The organism is Methylobacterium sp. Gmos1, assembly GCF_053764715.1.
The window spans coordinates 106,291-122,649 of record NZ_JBSNCC010000004.1 but is presented as its reverse complement, the minus strand read 5'-3'; the positions used below and the strand labels follow the sequence as shown (position 1 = coordinate 122,649).

Annotated in this window: 17 protein-coding genes; 6 read left to right on the top strand and 11 right to left on the bottom strand. The window is 70.7% G+C overall.

Features of this window, described 5'->3' with window-relative positions; genetic code table 11:
• Positions 1 to 185: 185 nt before the first annotated feature.
• Together ACS5PV_RS09700 and ACS5PV_RS09695 are read left to right on the top strand one after the other, a co-directional pair.
• Positions 186 to 767, top strand: a complete 582-nt coding sequence (locus tag ACS5PV_RS09700; protein WP_455395133.1) for a YqaA family protein — start codon at positions 186 to 188, stop codon at positions 765 to 767.
• Between the two features lie 43 nt (positions 768 to 810).
• Complete coding sequence (locus ACS5PV_RS09695) at positions 811 to 1,323, top strand: disulfide bond formation protein B (RefSeq protein WP_455395132.1); 513 nt, start codon at positions 811 to 813, stop codon at positions 1,321 to 1,323.
• Positions 1,324 to 1,330: 7 nt separating this feature from the next.
• On the opposite strand, the gene ACS5PV_RS09690 is transcribed toward ACS5PV_RS09695, so the two are convergent.
• The gene (locus ACS5PV_RS09690) at positions 1,331 to 1,657 is read right to left on the bottom strand and encodes a hypothetical protein (RefSeq protein ID WP_455395131.1); all 327 of its coding nucleotides are present in this window, start codon (positions 1,655 to 1,657) and stop codon (positions 1,331 to 1,333) included.
• A gap of 274 nt (positions 1,658 to 1,931) precedes the next feature.
• On the opposite strand from ACS5PV_RS09690, the gene ACS5PV_RS09685 reads away from it, so the two are divergent.
• Positions 1,932 to 3,992 carry a YgiQ family radical SAM protein gene (locus ACS5PV_RS09685; protein ID WP_455395130.1) on the top strand — a complete coding sequence of 687 codons (2,061 nt, stop codon included), beginning with the start codon at positions 1,932 to 1,934 and terminating at the stop codon, positions 3,990 to 3,992.
• A 31-nt stretch (positions 3,993 to 4,023) separates the two neighbouring features.
• Here ACS5PV_RS09685 and ACS5PV_RS09680 read toward each other — a convergent pair whose 3' ends face one another.
• A complete protein-coding gene (locus ACS5PV_RS09680; RefSeq protein ID WP_455395129.1) occupies positions 4,024 to 4,662 on the bottom strand; it encodes a hypothetical protein in 639 nt (212 codons plus the stop codon).
• A gap of 82 nt (positions 4,663 to 4,744) precedes the next feature.
• The gene (locus ACS5PV_RS09675) at positions 4,745 to 5,626 is read right to left on the bottom strand and encodes a LysR substrate-binding domain-containing protein (protein WP_455395128.1); all 882 of its coding nucleotides are present in this window, start codon (positions 5,624 to 5,626) and stop codon (positions 4,745 to 4,747) included.
• A 120-nt stretch (positions 5,627 to 5,746) separates the two neighbouring features.
• On the opposite strand from ACS5PV_RS09675, the gene ACS5PV_RS09670 reads away from it, so the two are divergent.
• Genes ACS5PV_RS09670 through ACS5PV_RS09660 form a run of 3 tightly spaced genes read left to right on the top strand, consistent with a single transcriptional unit; the run spans position 5,747 to position 9,175 of the window.
• Complete coding sequence (locus ACS5PV_RS09670; RefSeq protein WP_455395127.1) at positions 5,747 to 7,021, top strand: ribulose-bisphosphate carboxylase large subunit family protein; 1,275 nt, start codon at positions 5,747 to 5,749, stop codon at positions 7,019 to 7,021.
• A complete protein-coding gene (locus tag ACS5PV_RS09665) occupies positions 7,018 to 8,394 on the top strand; it encodes a four-carbon acid sugar kinase family protein (protein ID WP_455395126.1) in 1,377 nt (458 codons plus the stop codon). Before ACS5PV_RS09670 ends, ACS5PV_RS09665 begins: the two co-directional genes overlap by 4 nt.
• Positions 8,395 to 8,404: 10 nt before the next feature.
• Positions 8,405 to 9,175, top strand: coding sequence for an SDR family NAD(P)-dependent oxidoreductase (locus ACS5PV_RS09660; protein ID WP_455395125.1), 771 nt, complete (start codon positions 8,405 to 8,407; stop codon positions 9,173 to 9,175).
• Positions 9,176 to 9,300: 125 nt separating this feature from the next.
• On the opposite strand, the gene rpe is transcribed toward ACS5PV_RS09660, so the two are convergent.
• From rpe to ACS5PV_RS09620, 8 genes are all read right to left on the bottom strand, one after another.
• Complete coding sequence (rpe, locus tag ACS5PV_RS09655) at positions 9,301 to 9,984, bottom strand: ribulose-phosphate 3-epimerase (protein WP_455395124.1); 684 nt, start codon at positions 9,982 to 9,984, stop codon at positions 9,301 to 9,303.
• A gap of 90 nt (positions 9,985 to 10,074) precedes the next feature.
• Entirely contained in the window at positions 10,075 to 10,353 is a 279-nt protein-coding gene (gene infA / locus ACS5PV_RS09650) for a translation initiation factor IF-1 (protein ID WP_048429304.1), read from the bottom strand.
• Between the two features lie 255 nt (positions 10,354 to 10,608).
• A complete protein-coding gene (locus ACS5PV_RS09645; RefSeq protein ID WP_455395123.1) occupies positions 10,609 to 11,736 on the bottom strand; it encodes a branched-chain amino acid ABC transporter substrate-binding protein in 1,128 nt (375 codons plus the stop codon).
• A gap of 126 nt (positions 11,737 to 11,862) precedes the next feature.
• Positions 11,863 to 12,210 (bottom strand): DUF6867 family protein, encoded by a 348-nt coding sequence (locus tag ACS5PV_RS09640; RefSeq protein WP_455395122.1) that lies wholly within the window; start codon positions 12,208 to 12,210, stop codon positions 11,863 to 11,865.
• The gene (locus ACS5PV_RS09635; protein WP_455395121.1) at positions 12,210 to 12,992 is read right to left on the bottom strand and encodes an ABC transporter ATP-binding protein; all 783 of its coding nucleotides are present in this window, start codon (positions 12,990 to 12,992) and stop codon (positions 12,210 to 12,212) included. Before ACS5PV_RS09635 ends, ACS5PV_RS09640 begins: the two co-directional genes overlap by 1 nt.
• Positions 12,956 to 13,849 (bottom strand): ABC transporter ATP-binding protein, encoded by an 894-nt coding sequence (locus ACS5PV_RS09630; protein WP_455395120.1) that lies wholly within the window; start codon positions 13,847 to 13,849, stop codon positions 12,956 to 12,958. Before ACS5PV_RS09630 ends, ACS5PV_RS09635 begins: the two co-directional genes overlap by 37 nt.
• Positions 13,849 to 15,267, bottom strand: a complete 1,419-nt coding sequence (livM, locus tag ACS5PV_RS09625) for a high-affinity branched-chain amino acid ABC transporter permease LivM (RefSeq protein ID WP_455395119.1) — start codon at positions 15,265 to 15,267, stop codon at positions 13,849 to 13,851. Before livM ends, ACS5PV_RS09630 begins: the two co-directional genes overlap by 1 nt.
• Positions 15,267 to 16,187, bottom strand: a complete 921-nt coding sequence (locus ACS5PV_RS09620; RefSeq protein WP_048464326.1) for a branched-chain amino acid ABC transporter permease — start codon at positions 16,185 to 16,187, stop codon at positions 15,267 to 15,269. Before ACS5PV_RS09620 ends, livM begins: the two co-directional genes overlap by 1 nt.
• Positions 16,188 to 16,359 lie beyond the last annotated feature (172 nt).

The window sequence follows — 16,359 nt, the reverse complement described above, 5'->3', positions numbered from 1 at the left end:
GCGGATCCGGACTGCACCTCCACACGCCGCCGCGGGGCGTCGGACCCGACATCCCGTCGATGCATCTGCCGTTGCCGGCGCCTCCGGGCCTGTGCCGCCGACGCCCTCGCCAGCGCCGCAATCCTGTGCTCAAAGACCCCGGACCGTATCCCGAACCTCCTGCCAAGACGGGCTCTCCCAGACCCATGCTGCGCCGCCTCTACGAGTGGATCCTCGCGCTCGCCGCGCGCCCGTCGGCTCCCTACGCCCTCGGCGCGGTGTCCTTCGCCGAGAGCTCGTTCTTCCCGATCCCGCCGGACGTGATGCTGGTGCCGATGGCGGTGACCCGGCCCGAGAAGGCCTGGACCTACGCGCTGATCGCGACGCTGACCTCGGTCGTCGGCGGGGTTGCCGGCTACGCCATCGGGGCGCTGCTCTACGATTCTCTCGGCGCCTGGCTCTTCCACCTCTACGGGCTCGACAAGGGCGCCGACGCCTTCCGGGAGGCCTACGCCCATTACGGTCACTGGGTGATCCTACTCAAGGGCCTCACCCCGATCCCCTACAAGCTCGTCACCATCACCTCGGGCTTCGCCGGCTACGACCTGTTCTGGTTCATCGTGCTGTCGCTCGTCACGCGCGGCGCGCGGTTCTTCATCCTGGCGGGCCTCGTCGGCCGCTACGGCGTCGGCATCCGCACGGTCCTCGACCGGCACCTGAACGCGGTGGCGGCGGTGTTCGTGGCCGTCGGGGTGCTCGGCTTCGTCGGCTTCCGCTACCTGTTCTGAAGGCACCACGCGCAAGGGTCACGCTTCCAAGGATCACGCTGCCATGGCTCAGGCTTTCACGGTCCAGGCTCTCACCGCGCCCCGGCCGGCGGCGCTGCTGGTGCTCGCCGGCGCCGCCGCGACGGTCGGCGGCGCGCTGGTCTTCCAGCACGGGCTCGGCTACGTGCCGTGCAAGCTGTGCCTGACCGAGCGCCAGCCCTACTACCTCGCCCTGCCGCTGCTGGCCGCCGCCCTGCTGCTGCCGCGCCGGCTCTCGGCCTGGCTGCTGGCGCTGGTGGCGCTGATCTTCCTCGTCGGCGCCGGGCTCGGCGCCTACCATGCCGGGGCCGAGTGGGGCTTCTGGCCCGGCCCGAGCGATTGCGGCGGCGGCGCCGGCCCGGCGCCGGCGGGCGTCAACGACTTCCTCAAGACCCTCGAGACCACCCGCCCGGTGGATTGCACCGCGGCGGCCTGGCGCTTCCTCGGGATCTCGCTCGCCGGCTACAATGCCCTGATCGCCCTCGGGCTGGCGGCGCTCGCTGGCACCGCCGCCTCGCGGGCCCTGCGCCGCGGCTGAGTTTTTTCTAGCGCTTCGGCTTCATCACCGTCGGCTCGGCCAGCAAAGCGGCGAGGCGCTCGGAATCGAGGGCCGGCTCGGCCTTCGGCCTGGCGTCCTTCTTCGGCTCCGGCTTCGGCTCGGTCTTCGCCAGCCGGGCCACCTTGGCGGCGGCCGGCGTCGGCACGATCGAGCCGGTGGTGACCGGCTCGTCGAGCGGCACGGCCTTCACGGCGGCGACGAGCTGGGGCGGGCGCGGCGGCTCGCGGTCGAGCTGCGCCGAGCAGACGGCGCAGATGGTGGAAAAGCCGAGGCCGGCGATCGCCACGAGGGTGAGGTTGGTACGCAGGGACACGGTCGGGCACTCAACAACGGTTGACCATCCGCGAGCCTAGGCGCCGAGCCTTAACGATCCCCTGGAGTCCCGCTCCCCCGGACGTCCGATGGCCGTTCGGGATGCGCAGGCCGCGACGGCGAGCCTGTCGGCGTGACCACGCGGCAGGCGGCAAGCAAAGCTCGACCGTTCTGCTGCGCGGACGAAGAGTCGCCCCGCTCACCCTGCGTTGTTCTTGCGGTTCCTTGCTCGATGCTCTTGGCGGCGCGGTCCGGGCGGCCTATGCATCGCCCCCATGGAACTCCAAGCTCCCGCCCATTCCTCCCCGGTCCCCGCGCGTTCCGTGGCCCCGTTGCGTTGCCAGTCGCCGCCCGCCGGCAAGGCGGCGCCGTTCCTGCCGATGAGCCGCGCCGAGATGGCCGCGCTCGGCTGGGACGCCTGCGACGTCGTGCTGGTGACGGGCGACGCCTATGTCGATCATCCGAGCTTCGGCATGGCGATCATCGGCCGGCTCCTGGAATCGCAGGGGTTCCGGGTCGGCATCATCGCGCAGCCCTACTGGCAATCGGCCGAGCCGTTCCGGGCGCTCGGCAAGCCGCGGCTGTTCTTCGGCGTCACCGGCGGCAACCTCGATTCGATGGTGAACCGCTACACCGCGGATCGTCGCCTGCGCCACGACGACGCCTACACGGCGGGCGGGGAGGGCGGGAAGCGCCCGGACCGCTCCACCATCGTCTACACGCAGCGCTGCCGCGAGGCCTACAAGGACGTGCCGATCATCCTCGGCGGCATCGAGGCGTCGCTGCGGCGCATCGCGCACTACGATTACTGGTCCGACAAGGTGCGCCGCTCGATCCTGGCGGACGCCAAGGCCGACCTCCTGATCTACGGCAACGCCGAGCGCGCCGTGGTCGAGGTGGCGAACCGCATGGCCGCCGGCGAGGCGCCGCACGAGCTCGACTCGATCCGCGGCGTCGCGCTGTTCCGGCGCGTGCCCGAGCATTTTTCGGAGTTGCCCGCCGACGACCTCGATTCCGCCGACGAGGCCGCGACCCGCAAACCCGGCGACACCGTGATCCGGCTGCCGGCCTACGACGAGGTCAAGGACGACAAGGAGGCCTATGCCCGGGCCTCGCGCGTGCTGCACCGGGAGGCCAATCCGGGCAACGCGCGCCCGCTCGTCCAGCGCCACGGCGACCGCGACCTGTGGCTGAACCCGCCGCCGATCCCGCTCACCAGCGAGGAGATGGATGCGGTCTACGACCTGCCCTATGCGCGGGCTCCCCACCCGTCCTACGGCGACGCCAAGATCCCCGCCTGGGACATGATCAAGTTCTCGGTGACGATCATGCGCGGCTGCTTCGGCGGCTGCACCTTCTGCTCGATCACCGAGCACGAGGGCCGGGTCATCCAGAACCGCTCGGAGGGCTCGATCCTGCGCGAGATCGAGCGGATCCGCGATAAGACCCCGGGCTTCACCGGCGTGATCTCGGATGTCGGCGGACCGACCGCCAACATGTACCGGATGGCCTGCAAGGACCCGAAGATCGAGGCTGCGTGCCGGCTGCCGTCCTGCGTCTTCCCGGATATCTGCCCCAACCTCAACACCTCGCACGACGACCTGATCCGGCTCTACCGCAAGGTCCGCGAGGTGAAAGGCGTCAAGAAGGTGATGGTGGCGTCCGGCGTGCGCTACGACCTCGCGGTCCGCAGCCCGGAATACGTCAAGGAGCTCGTCACCCACCACGTCGGCGGCCGCCTGAAGATCGCGCCCGAGCACACCGAGCGCGGCCCGCTCGACAAGATGATGAAGCCGGGGATCGGCACCTACGACCGCTTCAAGGAGATGTTCGACGCCGCCGCCAAGGAGGCGGGCAAGAAGTACTACCTGATCCCGTACTTCATCGCGGCGCATCCGGGCACGACCGACGAGGACATGATGCACCTCGCGCTCTGGCTCAAGAAGAACAACTACCGCGCCGACCAGGTGCAGACCTTCCTGCCGTCGCCGATGGCGACCGCCACCGCGATGTACCACACCGAGATCAATCCCTTGCGGGGCGTGCGGCGCGGCGGCAGCGAGCCGGTCGAGGCGATCAAGGGCCTGCGGCAGCGCCGGCTGCACAAGGCCTTCCTGCGCTACCACGATCCCGAGAACTGGCCGCTCCTGCGCGAGGCGCTGCGGGAGATGGGTCGCGCCGATCTCATCGGGCCGCGGCCCGACCAGCTCGTGCCGTTCTCGCAGCCGCCGGGAACGGGCCTGGGCGCCGGCAAGGGCCGGGGCCCGCAGCGGCCGGTGCGTCCCCCGGCGGGCGGGCAGCGGTTCACCACGAAGGGCGTGCCGCTGCGCAAGTGACGGCGAGGGCCGCCTTCGACGGCCCTCGCCCTCAATCCTCCGGGATCTCGCCCGGCGGCAGCAGGCCCGGCGCCGCCTCCCGCCGCGGCGCGGCCGGGACGACCGGTGCGGGGCGGGCGACCGGCGCAGGGCGCGCCGCCGCCGCCGGCGCGGGCGCGCGGTCGACGATGTCCTCGGGTGCGGCCAGCTCGACCATCCGGGAGGCCGCGGCTGGCACGCGGTAGCCGAGCGAGGTGGCCGTGCCGCGCAAGTCCCGCACCGCCTGCCTGGCGACGTCCGGGCCGTGGCAGATGGCGAAGTACATCGCCACGAAGTTGGCGTTCTTGCGGATCGTCTCGGGGCTGTCCTCGCTGGCGAAGGGCGCCAGCAGGAAGGCCGCCGTGCGGGTCTTGCCCTGCGCCATCACGGCGGGCTTCGTCGGCGAGCAGTAGACGTAGCCGCCCTCCGCCTCGCGCTCGCTGCGGCCGGCATGGCTCGCGTGGAACGTCTTCACCTGCGTGCGCTTGAGGCTGCCGGTGGTGCCGGTCAGCATCGGCTCGACCCGAAGGACCTGGAACTCGTCGCAGCCGTCCTTGTGGCAGAGGCCGCGCACCACGTCGGCGCGGTTGTAGTCCTGCGCGAGGGCGGGACCGGCGAGGAGCAGGAGGAGCGCAACTGTACGGACGAGCATCGGCGATCGGCTGGCTGTGGACGGGAGGCGGGATACGTAGCACCGGTTCCTGGCGTGAGCGTGGCCGCCTTGCGTGCGCCCGTCACCGCGTCCCGGCCATCTCCCGCCGCAGCCACTCCGCCACGAGGCGCAGGTCGGGGCGGTGGCGCAGGTGCCCGGCGCTCCAGAGCTGCATCTCGTGCGGGCCCGGCACGAAGCCGAGCGGCGCGACGAGGTGGCCGGCGGCGATCTCGTCCTCGACGAGCAGGCGCGGCGCGAGCGCGAAGCCGAGGCCGCAGGCCGCCGCCTGGATCACCAGGTAGAAGTGCCCGAAGACCTCGTCGGGAGACATCGCGAGATCGGGCCGCCCGATCGCCCGGGCCCATTCGGACCAAGCATCCGGCCGCGTCGCGGTGCCGAGGATGCGGGCCCGCGCCGCCAGTTCGTCCGGCCCGTCGATCGTCATCCGGTGGGCGTAGGCGGGGTGGCAGACCGGCCCGATCTCCTCGTGGATCAGGGTCTCGGCGAGCGCGCTCGCGGGCGCCCGGACCATGCTGTTGCGGATCGCGAGCCCGATCTCGTCGCGGATGAAGTCGACCTCGCCGGTGCTGACGGTGAGCCGCAGCTCGATCGACGGGTGGGCCCGCTTGAACCGCTCCAGCCGCGGGATCAGCCAGCGCATCATCACGGTGGCCGAGCACGACAGGGTCAGGGGACCGGGCTGCACGCGGGCCACCGCCGCCTGCATCATCGCGAAGCCCTCCGCCAGCTCGGCGGCGAGCCGCGCCCCAACCGGCGTCGGCGCGACGGCGCGCGCGCCGCGTTCGAGGAGCGGCAGCCCGAGCTGCGCCTCCAGGGCGCGAACCTGCCGGCTCACCGCCCCGTGGGTGACACCGAGCTCGACCGCCGCGGCGCTCATGCTGCCGAGGCGGGCGGCGGCTTCGAAGGCGCGCAGCGCGTTGAGGGGCAGGCGCGGCTTCGCCATGAAGGCTCCCGGATGAGCTGGGAGTTTTTCTCACAGGTTGCGGCGCCGAACTCAAGTTCTCTCGCGAAAAACCCTTCGCTAGGCTCCCGCGCCAACGCCGCGTTTGCCGGAGCCGAGTGCATGAGCCAGAGCCAAGCCGCGCGCCCGATCCGGATCGAGGCCGACTACCTGCTCGAGACCGCGAGCGATCCCCGCAAGGTGGCCGACACGATGGCCGGCGAGCAATCGAGCGGCACCTTCGTGCCGGTGCCGGGCGAGACGCCGGAGCTGAAGGCCCGCTCCGCCGCCCGGGTCGAGCGGTTGGAGCTGCTGGACGATGCCGTCACGGCGCCGTCCCTGCCGACGACCGCGGCCGTGGACCCCGGCAAGCTCCGCCGCGCCCACGTCACCCTGTCCTGGCCGATCGAGAATCTCGGGCCCTCGCTGCCGAACCTGCTGGCCACCGTCGCCGGCAACCTGTTCGAGCTGCGCCCGATCACCGGCCTGCGCCTCCTCGACATCCGCCTGCCGCAGGCGTTCGCCGACGCCTATCCGGGCCCGCGCTTCGGGATCGCGGGCACGCGCCGACTCGCCGGCGTCGAGGCGCGCCCGATCATCGGCACCATCATCAAGCCGAGCGTCGGCTTCGGGCCCGAGGAGACCGCCGCCCTGGTCCGCACCCTGTGCGACGGCGGCATCGACTTCATCAAGGACGACGAGTTGCAGGCCGACGGGCCGCATTGCCCGTTCGAGGCCCGGGCGCGCGCCGTGATGCGGGTCGTCAACGACCACGCCGAGCGCACGGGCAGGAAGGTGATGGTCGCCTTCAACCTCACCGGCGAGATCGACGAGATGCGCCGGCGCCACGACCTGGTGCGCGATCTCGGCGGCACCTGCGTGATGGCGAGCCTCAACTCGGTCGGCCTCGTCGGGATGATCGCGCTCGCGCGGACGAGCGAATTGCCGATCCACGCCCACCGCAACGGCTGGGGATACCTCACCCGTCACCCGCTGCTCGGCTGGTCCTACGTCGCCTGGCAGAAGATCTGGCGGCTCGCCGGCGCCGACCACATGCACGTCAACGGCCTCGACAACAAGTTCTCGGAGGACGACGACAGCGTCGTCGCCTCGGCGCGCACCTGCCTGACCCCGCTGTTTCCCGACAAGCCGTGCCTGGCGATGCCGGTCTTCTCCTCGGGCCAGACGGTGCGCCAGGCGCCCGGCACCTTCGCGGCGCTCGGCTCGACCGACCTCATCGTGACGGCGGGCGGGGGCATCGTCGCCCATCCGGGCGGGCCTGGCGAGGGGGTGGCGGCCCTGCGCCAGGCCTGGGAGGCGGCGGTGGCGGGCATCCCCCTCGACCACCACGCCCGCACCCACCCGGCGCTCGCCCAGGCGCTGGAGGGGGCGGCGTGAGCGCGCGCCCGCTCCCCGACGGCCCCCTCGTCACCTTCTACGGCGACGACTTCACCGGCTCCTCGGCGGCGATGGAGGTGCTGGCCTTCGCCGGGCTCGAGACGGTGCTGTTCCTCTCGGTCCCCGAGCCCGGGCGCCTGCGAGCCTTCGCGGGCGCCCGCGCGATCGGCATCGCCGGGGTGGCACGCTCGCAGCCGCCGGCCTGGATGGACCGGGAGCTGCCGCCCGCCTTCCGGCTCCTCGCCTCGCTCGGCGCGCCGGTCACGCATTACAAGGTCTGCTCGACCTTCGATTCGGCGCCGCAGGTCGGCTCGATCGGGCGGGCAGCCGAGATCGGCCGGAGCATCGTCTCCGACGACTGGACCCCGATGGTCGTCGCCGATCCGGGGATGGGCCGCTACCAGAGCTTCGGCCACCTGTTCGCGATGGCGAACGGCCGCGGCCACCGCCTCGACCGCCACCCGACCATGGCCCGCCACCCGGTCACGCCGATGGACGAGGCCGATCTCGGTCGTCATCTCGCCCGCCAGACCGACCTGCCGGTCGGCCTCGTCGATTTCGTGGCGATGAAGCGGGGCGAGGGCGACGCGGCGCTCGCCCGGGCCATCGCCGAGGGCGCGAGGATCGTCTCCCTCGACGTGCTCGATGCCGAGACCCTGGCCGAGGCCGGACGCCTCATCTGGGAGCGCGGCGGACGCCCGGTCTTCGCCATCGGCTCGCAGGGGGTCGAGGCCGCCCTCGTCGCCCATTGGCGCGCCGCCTGCCTGCTGCCGCCCGAGCCGCCTGCTTCCCGATGCGCGCCGGTGGAGCGGATCGCGGCCGTGTCCGGCTCGGTCTCGCCGACGACGGCGGGCCAGATCGCCCACGCCCTCGATCACGGCTTTGCCGGCATCCGGCTCGACGCGCGGCGCCTCGTCGACGAGCAGGCCTTCGCGCGGGAGATCGGCCGGGTGGTCGAGGCGGCGCGGCACGCCCTCGGCGAGGGCCGCTCGCCCCTCGTCTACAGCGCCGCCGGCCCGGACGACCCGGCGGTCGCGTCCTTCCGCGAGGCGGTGGCGGCGGCCGGCCTCGACCCGGTCCTGGCGAGCGAGCGGCTCGGGGCGGGCCTCGGGCGGGCCTTGCGCGAGATCGTGCTCGGCGCCGGCCTGACCCGGGCGGTGATCGCCGGCGGCGACACCTCGGGCCACGCCGCGCTGCAACTCGGGATCGACGCGCTGACGGCGCGCGCGCCCCTCGATCCCGGCTCGCCGATCTGCCGCGCCCACGGCGCCGACACGCCCCTCGACGGGCTCGAACTGGCGCTCAAAGGGGGCCAGGTCGGCCGGCCCGACTTCTTTTGCGCCGTCAGGCAGGGCGGCCGCGATTCCGCGTGAGGAGATGGACATGACCCAGCGGCTGGCAGGCAAGGTCGCCCTGGTGACCGGGGCGGCACGGGGGATCGGCTTCGCCGTCGCGACCGCTTTCGTGCGCGAGGGGGCGAACGTCGTCGTCGCCGACCTGAACCGGGAGGGCGCGGCGCACGCCGCCGCCACCCTGGGCGAGGCGGTGATGCCGGTCGCCGTCGACGTGGCGGAGGCCGAATCCGTCGCCGCGATGATGGCGGCGATCCTCGCCGGTCACGGCCGCGTCGACATCCTGGTCAACAATGCGGGGATCGGCGGCAACACGCCGTTCCTGGAGACCAGCCTCTCCGAGTGGAACCGCATCATCGGCGTCAACCTCACCGGCGCCTTCATGGTGGCGCAGGCCTGCGCCCGCGAGATGGTGCGGGTCGGCGGCGGCAAGATCGTCAACATCGCCTCGCTGTCGGGCCAGCGCGGCGGCAACGGGCGCGCCGCCTACGGCTCGGCCAAGGCGGGGCTCGAACTGCTGACCAAGGTGATGGCGGTGGAACTCGCCCGACACAACATCAACGTCAACAACATTGCGCCGGGCGCGATCGAGACCGAGATCGCCAAGGCGATGCACGACCGGGCGACCCGGGCCGCCTACGCCGCCCGGATCCCGATGACCCGCTACGGCACCCCGGAGGAGATCGCCGACGCCGCGGTGTTCCTGTGCTCCGACGAGGCCCGCTACGTCCACGGCCACACCCTCAACGTCGACGGGGGCTTTCGCGAGGCGGGGCTGATGTTCGAGCGTGATACGGGGTGACCGCCGGGGAGGTATGATTATCCTGCGCCGGCCGTGCGCGGCACCGTCGCCGATCCTCTTGGCCTGAACGCGGAACGGGATGGAGGCGAGCCTTGAGGGCGCTGGCGCCCGCGGGCTCGCGGCCCTCACACCCACTGCCCCGCCGCGCCCTCCGCCGCCCGGCGGATCGCCGCGATGTTGCCGGCATAGGCCTCGCGCCCGCCCTTGAAGGTGGCCGAGCCCGCAACCAGCGCGTTCGCCCCGGCCCGCACGACGGCCGGCGCCGTCTCCGGCGTCACGCCGCCATCGACCTCGATGTCGATGTCGCGTCCCGCGGTCATGGCGCGCACGCGCGAGACCGTCTCGCAGACCGAGCCGATGAAGCTCTGGCCGCCGAAGCCCGGGTTGACGGTCATGCACAGCACGAGGTCGACCATGTCGAGCACCGGCTCGACCAGGCTCGCCGGCGAGCCCGGGTTGATCGCCACGCCCGCCTTCTTGCCGAGCGCCCGGATGGTCTGGAGCGAGCGGTGCAGGTGGGGACCCGCCTCGGCATGGACCGTGATGATGTCGGCGCCCGCTTCCGCGAAGGCCGCGAGGTACGGGTCGGCGGGCGCGATCATCAGGTGGACGTCGAACACGGCGTCCGTGTGCGGACGCAGCGCCTTCACCACGACGGGACCGAAGGTGAGGTTCGGGACGAAGTGGCCGTCCATCACGTCGATATGGACCCAGTCGGCCCCGGCCGCGACCACGTCGCGGACCTCCTCGCCGAGCCGGGCGAAGTCGGCCGAGAGGATCGAGGGAGCGATCACCAGGGGACGAGTCATGGCAGGCCTCGCAGAATCAGGGGCGCAGACGCGCAAAAGGCCAGGGTTCTCACCCCAGCCCCGCGCAGACACAGGTCTTGGTTGGACGGATCAGCGCCGGCGGAACTGGCTGCCGCCGCGGAACGGCGGGCGCGGGCCCGAGGAACGCTCGTCCTTGTGACGGAACACCAGCCGGCCCTTCTCCAGGTCGTAGGGCGACATCTCGACGGTGACGCGGTCGCCGGCCAGAGTCTTGATGCGGTTCTTCTTCATCTTGCCGGCCGTGTAGGCCACGATCTCGTGGCCCTGGTCGAGCTGCACGCGGTAACGCGCGTCCGGCAGGATCTCGAGCACGAGACCGTCGAACTGCATCAACTCTTCTTTCGCCATTCACACTCTCCACCCGGGTCGCCGTCGCGGTCGGCGCCGCCGGGAGCACATTGTCGAAATTCGGTCGCGACGCGGCCGGCCGTACGGGTGCTCGGCCGAGGTGCCGGGCGCGCTGATGGCCTTGTAACGCTCGCTGTGCATGTAAGGTGAGGCGAAGGGACGCGCAAGCCGCGCGTGTGACGCACGCACGGCTTCGTCAACGGAAAAAGGCCCGGCGCGCGGTGGCGCGCCGGGCCGGTCCGGAAGCTTCGCCCGTTACTGGGTCAGCTCGTTGCCGGTGTAGTCGATGCGGCCGTCGCCGCCCTTCTTCCACATGTACATCACGTAGTCGGGGCGGGTGATGTCACCCTTCTTGTCGTACGAGATGTCGCCGATCACGGTCTTGAACGGCTTGCCTTCGGCCATGTAGGCCGCGACCTTCTTGCCGTCGGTCGACTTGGTGGCCTCCATCGCGGCCTTCAGGATCTGCACGGCGGCGTAGGAGTACAGGGTGTAGGCCTCGGGATCGATGTTGCGGGCCTTGAAGGCCGCGACCACGTCCTTGGCGTTGGGGTTCTTGCGGGCGTCCGGCGAGAAGGTCATCAGCGTGCCGTCGGCGCCCGGGCCGGCGATCTGGGCGAACTCCTTGTCGGTGATGCCGTCGCCGCTCATCAGCGGGGCGTTGAGGCCCTGGTCGCGCATCTGGCGCACGATCAGGCCGGCCTCGGTGTGCAGGCCGCCGTAATAGACCACGTCGGCCTTGGCCTGCTTGAGCTTCGAGACCAGTGCCGAGTAGTCCTTCTCGCCCGGGTTGATGCCCTCGAACAGCACGTCCTTGCCGCCCTTGGACTTCAGGGTCTTCAGGGTCTCGTCGGCGAGACCACGGCCGTAGGGGGTCTTGTCGTGCACGAAGGCGATGTTCTTGCCCTTGAACTTCTCGGCGAGCCAGGTGCCGGCCACCGCGCCCTGCTGGTCGTCGCGGCCGCAGGTGCGGAAGGTGTTCCACAGCTTGCGGTCGGTGTATTTCGGGTTGGTCGAGGCCGGGGTGATCTCGACGATGCCGGACTCGGCGTAGACGTCGGAGGCCGGGATCGAGACGCCCGAGTTGAAGTGGCCGACCACGGCCTTCACGCCCTCGGCGGCGAACTTGTTGGCGACCGAGACGCCCTGCTTCGGGTCGGAGGCATCGTCGCCGATCACCAGGACGATCTTCTGGCCGTTGATGCCGCCGGCCTTGTTGATGTCGGTGACGGCCTGCTCGGCGCCGTTCTTGAGCTGGGCGCCGAAGGCGGCGTTGGCGCCGGTGATCGGGCCGGCGACGCCGAGCTTGATCTGGGCCTGCGCCGATCCGGCAAAGGCGAATGTGGCCGCGAGGGCGAAGCCGGCCAGTAGCGTGCGCTTCATCTCAATACTCCTCTGGAACGACGGTAGCGTCGGGCTCGCGGGCCCTTTCGGCCGGGAGACCGGGGCGTGGGGACCCCGGATCGGTGGTGACCCCGCGGACGGCGCAGGGCAGGGGGCGTCAGGCTCTCAAGCCTTCGCCCGCCAGGTGAGCGGGCCGCTGCGCTCGTAGAGCCAGCGGTACTGGGTCGTCATCTGCCGGGCGCGGGTGGCGCGGTAGCCGGCCGAGCCGATGACGAGCAGCACGATCGTATCGACGACGTAGTAGTGCGGCGACACAAACGTGCCCTCGAACAGGGCGTGGTGGATGAAGCGCACGGCGATGCCGAGCAGCAGGAGCGAGAGGATCGCCTGCCAGTACGGCTTCCAGCCGAGCGCGATGCCGCGCCCGATCATCCAGGCCATCCAGCCGCCCATCACCACGGTGACGAGCAGGAAGAGCCAGATCGTGCTCTCCTCGTAGAGGATCCCCTGCATCAGTGCCGTCCTCCCTCGAGATAGGCGGCCTTCACCGACGGGTCGTCGAGGAGCTGCTTGCCGGTGCCCGACATGGTGATGGTGCCCGTCACCATGACGTAGCCGCGATGGGCGAGCTTGAGGGCGTGGTAGGCGTTCTGCTCGACGAGGAACACCGTCATGCCGTCGCGCTCGTTGAGCTCCTTGATGGCGGAGAAGATCTGCTTGACGATGAGCGGGGCGAGGCCGAGCGACGGCTCGTCGAGCATCAGGAGGCGGGGCCGGCTCATCAGCGCGCGGGCGATCGCCAGCATCTGCTGCTCGCCGCCCGACATCGTGCCGCCGCGCTGGTACAGCCGCTCCTTGAGCCGCGGGAACATCACGCAGACCCGCTCCAGGTCCTGCTCGAAATGGGCGCCGCCGTTGACGGCCGCCCCCATCTGCAGGTTCTCGTAGACGGTCATCCGCGGAAAGATCCGCCGCCCCTCCGGCGATTGCGCCAGGTTGAGACGGGCGATCTCGTGGGTCGGCATCTTGGTGATGTCCCGGCCCGCATAGGTGATGGTGCCCTCGCGCGCCCGGGGCGAGCCGAAGATCGTCATCATCAAGGTCGACTTGCCGGCCCCGTTGGCCCCGATCAAGGTGACGATCTCGCCCTCGTTGACGTCGAGATCGACCCCTTTGAGCGCGATGATGTTGCCGTAATAGGTCTTGACCCCGCGCACCGTGAGGAGCGGCGCCCGGGAGCCGGCTTCCCCGGCGCGGGTCACGTCCACCAGGACGTTGATGCCGGCCACGCACATACCCCCACCTCCGCCACGACCTGCTCCACCTCGTCGTCCTCGACGCCGAGATAGGCCGCGATCACGCTCTGGTCGCTCTGGATCTCCGCCGGCGTGCCGTCGGCGATCTTGGTGCCGTAATCGAGCACCACGACGTGGTCGGAGATCTCCATCACCACCGACATGTCGTGCTCGATCAGGAGCACCGAGGTGTCGTGGTCGTCGCGGATCGCCCGCAGGAGGTCGTTGAGCAGCAGCGATTCGCGCGGGTTCAAGCCCGCCGCCGGCTCGTCGAGGCAGAGCAGGACCGGGTCGGTGCACATCGCCCGGGCGATCTCGAGCCGGCGCTGGTCGCCGTAGGGCAGGGCGCCCGCCGGATCGTCGGCGCGGTGCATCAGCTGGATGCGGTCGAGCCAGTCCTTCGCCCGCTCGACCGCCGCCTTCTCGGCCCGGCGATAGGCCGGCAGGCCGAGGAGCCCCGCGATGGTGAAGCCGGAGGCCACCATCAGCGGGTTGTGCTGGGCCACCAGCAGGTTTTCCAGCACGGTCATGCCGGTGAACAGGCGGATGTTCTGGAAGGTGCGGGCGACCCGCGCGTTCCGGTTCACCGCGTAGCCCGGCAGCTGCTCGAGCAGGAACTCCGCGCCGTCGCGGTGGCGCAGGGTCATCATGCCTTCCGTCGGCTTGTAGAAGCCGGTGATGCAGTTGAAGACCGTGGTCTTGCCGGCACCGTTCGGGCCGATCAGCGCCGTGATGTCGCCGCGGCCGACCCGGAACGACAGGTCGTTGACGGCGACGAGGCCGCCGAAGCGCATGGTGACGTGATCGACCGTCAGGACCGGGTCGGCCATGCGGGGGGAGGCGAACGTCTCGGCCATCAGCCGTGGCCCTCCTTCACGAGCGAGCCCGAGATGCGCTTGCGCTCCTTCAGCACGATCGAGGGCGCGCGCTCCGAGATCAGGCCGCGGGGGCGCCAGATCATCATGATCACCATGGCGAGGCCGAACAGGAGCAGGCGGTACTCGCTCGGATCGAAGCCCTCGCCGAACACCGCCTTGAGGAAGCCGAGGTTGCGCAGGAGTTCCGGCCCGCCGACCATCGCGACCGCCGCGACCGCGACGCCGATCTGCGAGCCCATGCCGCCGAGCACCACGATCGCCAGGATGATCGCGCTCTCGAGGAAGTTGAAGCTCTCCGGGCTGACGAAGCCCTGGCGCACCGCGAAGAACGAGCCGGCGAAGCCGCCGAACATCGCGCCGAGCGCGAAGGCCGTGAGCTTGGTGTTGGTGGTGTTGATGCCGAGCGAGCGGCAGGCGATCTCGTCCTCGCGCAGCGCCTCCCAGGCCCGGCCGATCGGCAGGCGGCGAAGCCGCAGGGTCACGCCGTTGGTGATGAGGGCCAGCGCCAGGATCAGGTAGTACAGGAAGATCACCCGGTGCATCGGGCTGAAGTCGAGTCCGACCTTGGCGGCGAACCCGTCCTCGTCCGCCGTGAACGGGATACCGAAGAAGGTGGCGCGGGGGATCGACGAGATGCCGGCGGCGCCGCCCGAGAAGTCGGTCCAGTTGATGAGGACGAGGCGGATGATCTCGCCGAAGGCGAGGGTCACGATGGCGAGGTAGTCGCCGCGTAAGCGAAGGACCGGGAACCCCAGCACCATGCCCCACAGGCCCGCGAACAGGCCGGCCAGCGGCAGGCAGACCCAGAACGACAGGCCGAACACCGTGGAAAGCAGCGCGTAGGAATAGGCGCCGACGGCGTAGAACGCGACGTAGCCGAGATCGAGGAGGCCCGCGAGCCCGACCACGATGTTGAGGCCCCAGCCCAGCATCACGTAGGTGAGGATCAGGATGCCGAGATCGATCCAGTAGCGCGATTCGCCGAGGCCCCCGGTGCCGAGCACGACGAGCAGCGGAAAGGCGAGCGTGACGCCGAGGAAGGCCGGCAGGGCGTAGGACGAGAGCTTTTGCGAGGCGTTCGGCTCGGCGTGGACCGCCTCGGTCGCCTGGACCGGCGACGGGGTCAGCGCCCGGCGGGCGTCGCGGTTGGCCAGCACCAGGCGCTGCGCGAGCCGCGCGACGAAGACGACGCCGCACAGGATGGCGACGAGGCCCCAGCGCGGCACGAGGTCGAGCGAGGAGGTCTGGCTCAGGTCGGTGCGGAAGGCGATGACCGGAATGCACAGGCCGAGGGTGACGAGCGCGAACAAAGCCGCGTCCTTCACGATCGCCGCCATGTCGGTGGCGGCGCGGTCGGCGGCGTTCGGCGCCGCCAGGGTGTTGGCCGGGTTCGCCATCAGACCTTCTCGACCTCGGGCCGGCCGAGGATGCCGGACGGCATGAAGATGAGCACGATCGCGAGGATCGAGAACGCCGCCACGTCCTTGTATTCGATGGAGAAATACGCCGACCAGAAGGTCTCGACGAGGCCGATGAGCAGGCCGCCGAGCACCGCGCCGGGCAGGCTGCCGATGCCGCCGAGCACCGCCGCCGTGAAGGCCTTGACGCCGGGGGTGAAGCCGTCGGCGAAGGACACGACGCCGTAATAGAGCAGGTACATCGTGCCGGCGACCGCCGCGAGCGCGGCACCCAGCACGAAGGTCAGCGAGATGGTGCGGTCGACGTCGATGCCGAGAAGCGCTGCCATCTTGCGATCCTGCTCGCAGGCGCGCTGCGCCCGGCCGAGCGGCGTCTTCTGCACCAGGTACCAGAACCCGGCGAGCAGCACGACGGTCGTCAGCATGATGATGATCTGCTTGTACGAGAGCGCCACGGCGTAACCGTTATCCCCGGTCCACAGCGTGATCACGTCGCGCATCATCGGCGGCGTCGGCTTGTTGCGGGCGCCCTGCACCACCTGGACGAAGTTCGACAGGAAGATCGAGACGCCGATCGCCGAGATCAGCGGCGCGAGCCGGAACGAGCCGCGCAACGGCCGGTAGGCGATGCGCTCGATCGCCCAGCCCCACAGGGCGGTGAGAACCATCGCGCAGATCAGCACGATCAGCAGCGCGAGTGCGATCGACGAGATGCCGAGCCAGGTCGTGACGATCAGGAAGGTGATCAGCGCGATGAAGGCGGAGAGCATGAACACGTCGCCGTGGGCGAAGTTGATCATGCCGATGATACCGAACACCATCGTGTAGCCGATGGCGATGAGGCCGTAGATCGACCCCAGCGTCAGCCCATTGATGAGCTGCTGCGCGAAGACCTCCATGCGGTCACGTTCTCCATTCGCGGGCTGTTCGGGCCCGTGCCTCCCTGGCCGCGCCCCGTCATCCGGGTGTCACGGCCGTCCCTTGCCGTGAGCCTTAGCAAGCACCGCACCACTCGACAATCCGGGGTTGCCGAGCGGGTGTGCGAAAGGCCGACTGGCCGTGACCCTACGG

Coding starts and splice junctions, on each gene's coding strand:
- ACS5PV_RS09685 (WP_455395130.1), top strand. CDS start 1,932: ATGGAACTCCAAGCTCCCGCCCATTCCTCCCCGGTCCCCGCGCGTTCC.
- ACS5PV_RS09660 (WP_455395125.1), top strand. CDS start 8,405: ATGACCCAGCGGCTGGCAGGCAAGGTCGCCCTGGTGACCGGGGCGGCA.
- ACS5PV_RS09670 (WP_455395127.1), top strand. CDS start 5,747: ATGAGCCAGAGCCAAGCCGCGCGCCCGATCCGGATCGAGGCCGACTAC.
- ACS5PV_RS09675 (WP_455395128.1), bottom strand. CDS start 5,626: ATGGCGAAGCCGCGCCTGCCCCTCAACGCGCTGCGCGCCTTCGAAGCC.
- ACS5PV_RS09695 (WP_455395132.1), top strand. CDS start 811: ATGGCTCAGGCTTTCACGGTCCAGGCTCTCACCGCGCCCCGGCCGGCG.
- rpe (WP_455395124.1), bottom strand. CDS start 9,984: ATGACTCGTCCCCTGGTGATCGCTCCCTCGATCCTCTCGGCCGACTTC.
- livM (WP_455395119.1), bottom strand. CDS start 15,267: ATGGCGAACCCGGCCAACACCCTGGCGGCGCCGAACGCCGCCGACCGC.
- ACS5PV_RS09635 (WP_455395121.1), bottom strand. CDS start 12,992: ATGTGCGTGGCCGGCATCAACGTCCTGGTGGACGTGACCCGCGCCGGG.
- ACS5PV_RS09680 (WP_455395129.1), bottom strand. CDS start 4,662: ATGCTCGTCCGTACAGTTGCGCTCCTCCTGCTCCTCGCCGGTCCCGCC.
- infA (WP_048429304.1), bottom strand. CDS start 10,353: ATGGCGAAAGAAGAGTTGATGCAGTTCGACGGTCTCGTGCTCGAGATC.
- ACS5PV_RS09700 (WP_455395133.1), top strand. CDS start 186: ATGCTGCGCCGCCTCTACGAGTGGATCCTCGCGCTCGCCGCGCGCCCG.
- ACS5PV_RS09630 (WP_455395120.1), bottom strand. CDS start 13,849: ATGGCCGAGACGTTCGCCTCCCCCCGCATGGCCGACCCGGTCCTGACG.
- ACS5PV_RS09620 (WP_048464326.1), bottom strand. CDS start 16,187: ATGGAGGTCTTCGCGCAGCAGCTCATCAATGGGCTGACGCTGGGGTCG.
- ACS5PV_RS09645 (WP_455395123.1), bottom strand. CDS start 11,736: ATGAAGCGCACGCTACTGGCCGGCTTCGCCCTCGCGGCCACATTCGCC.
- ACS5PV_RS09640 (WP_455395122.1), bottom strand. CDS start 12,210: ATGCAGGGGATCCTCTACGAGGAGAGCACGATCTGGCTCTTCCTGCTC.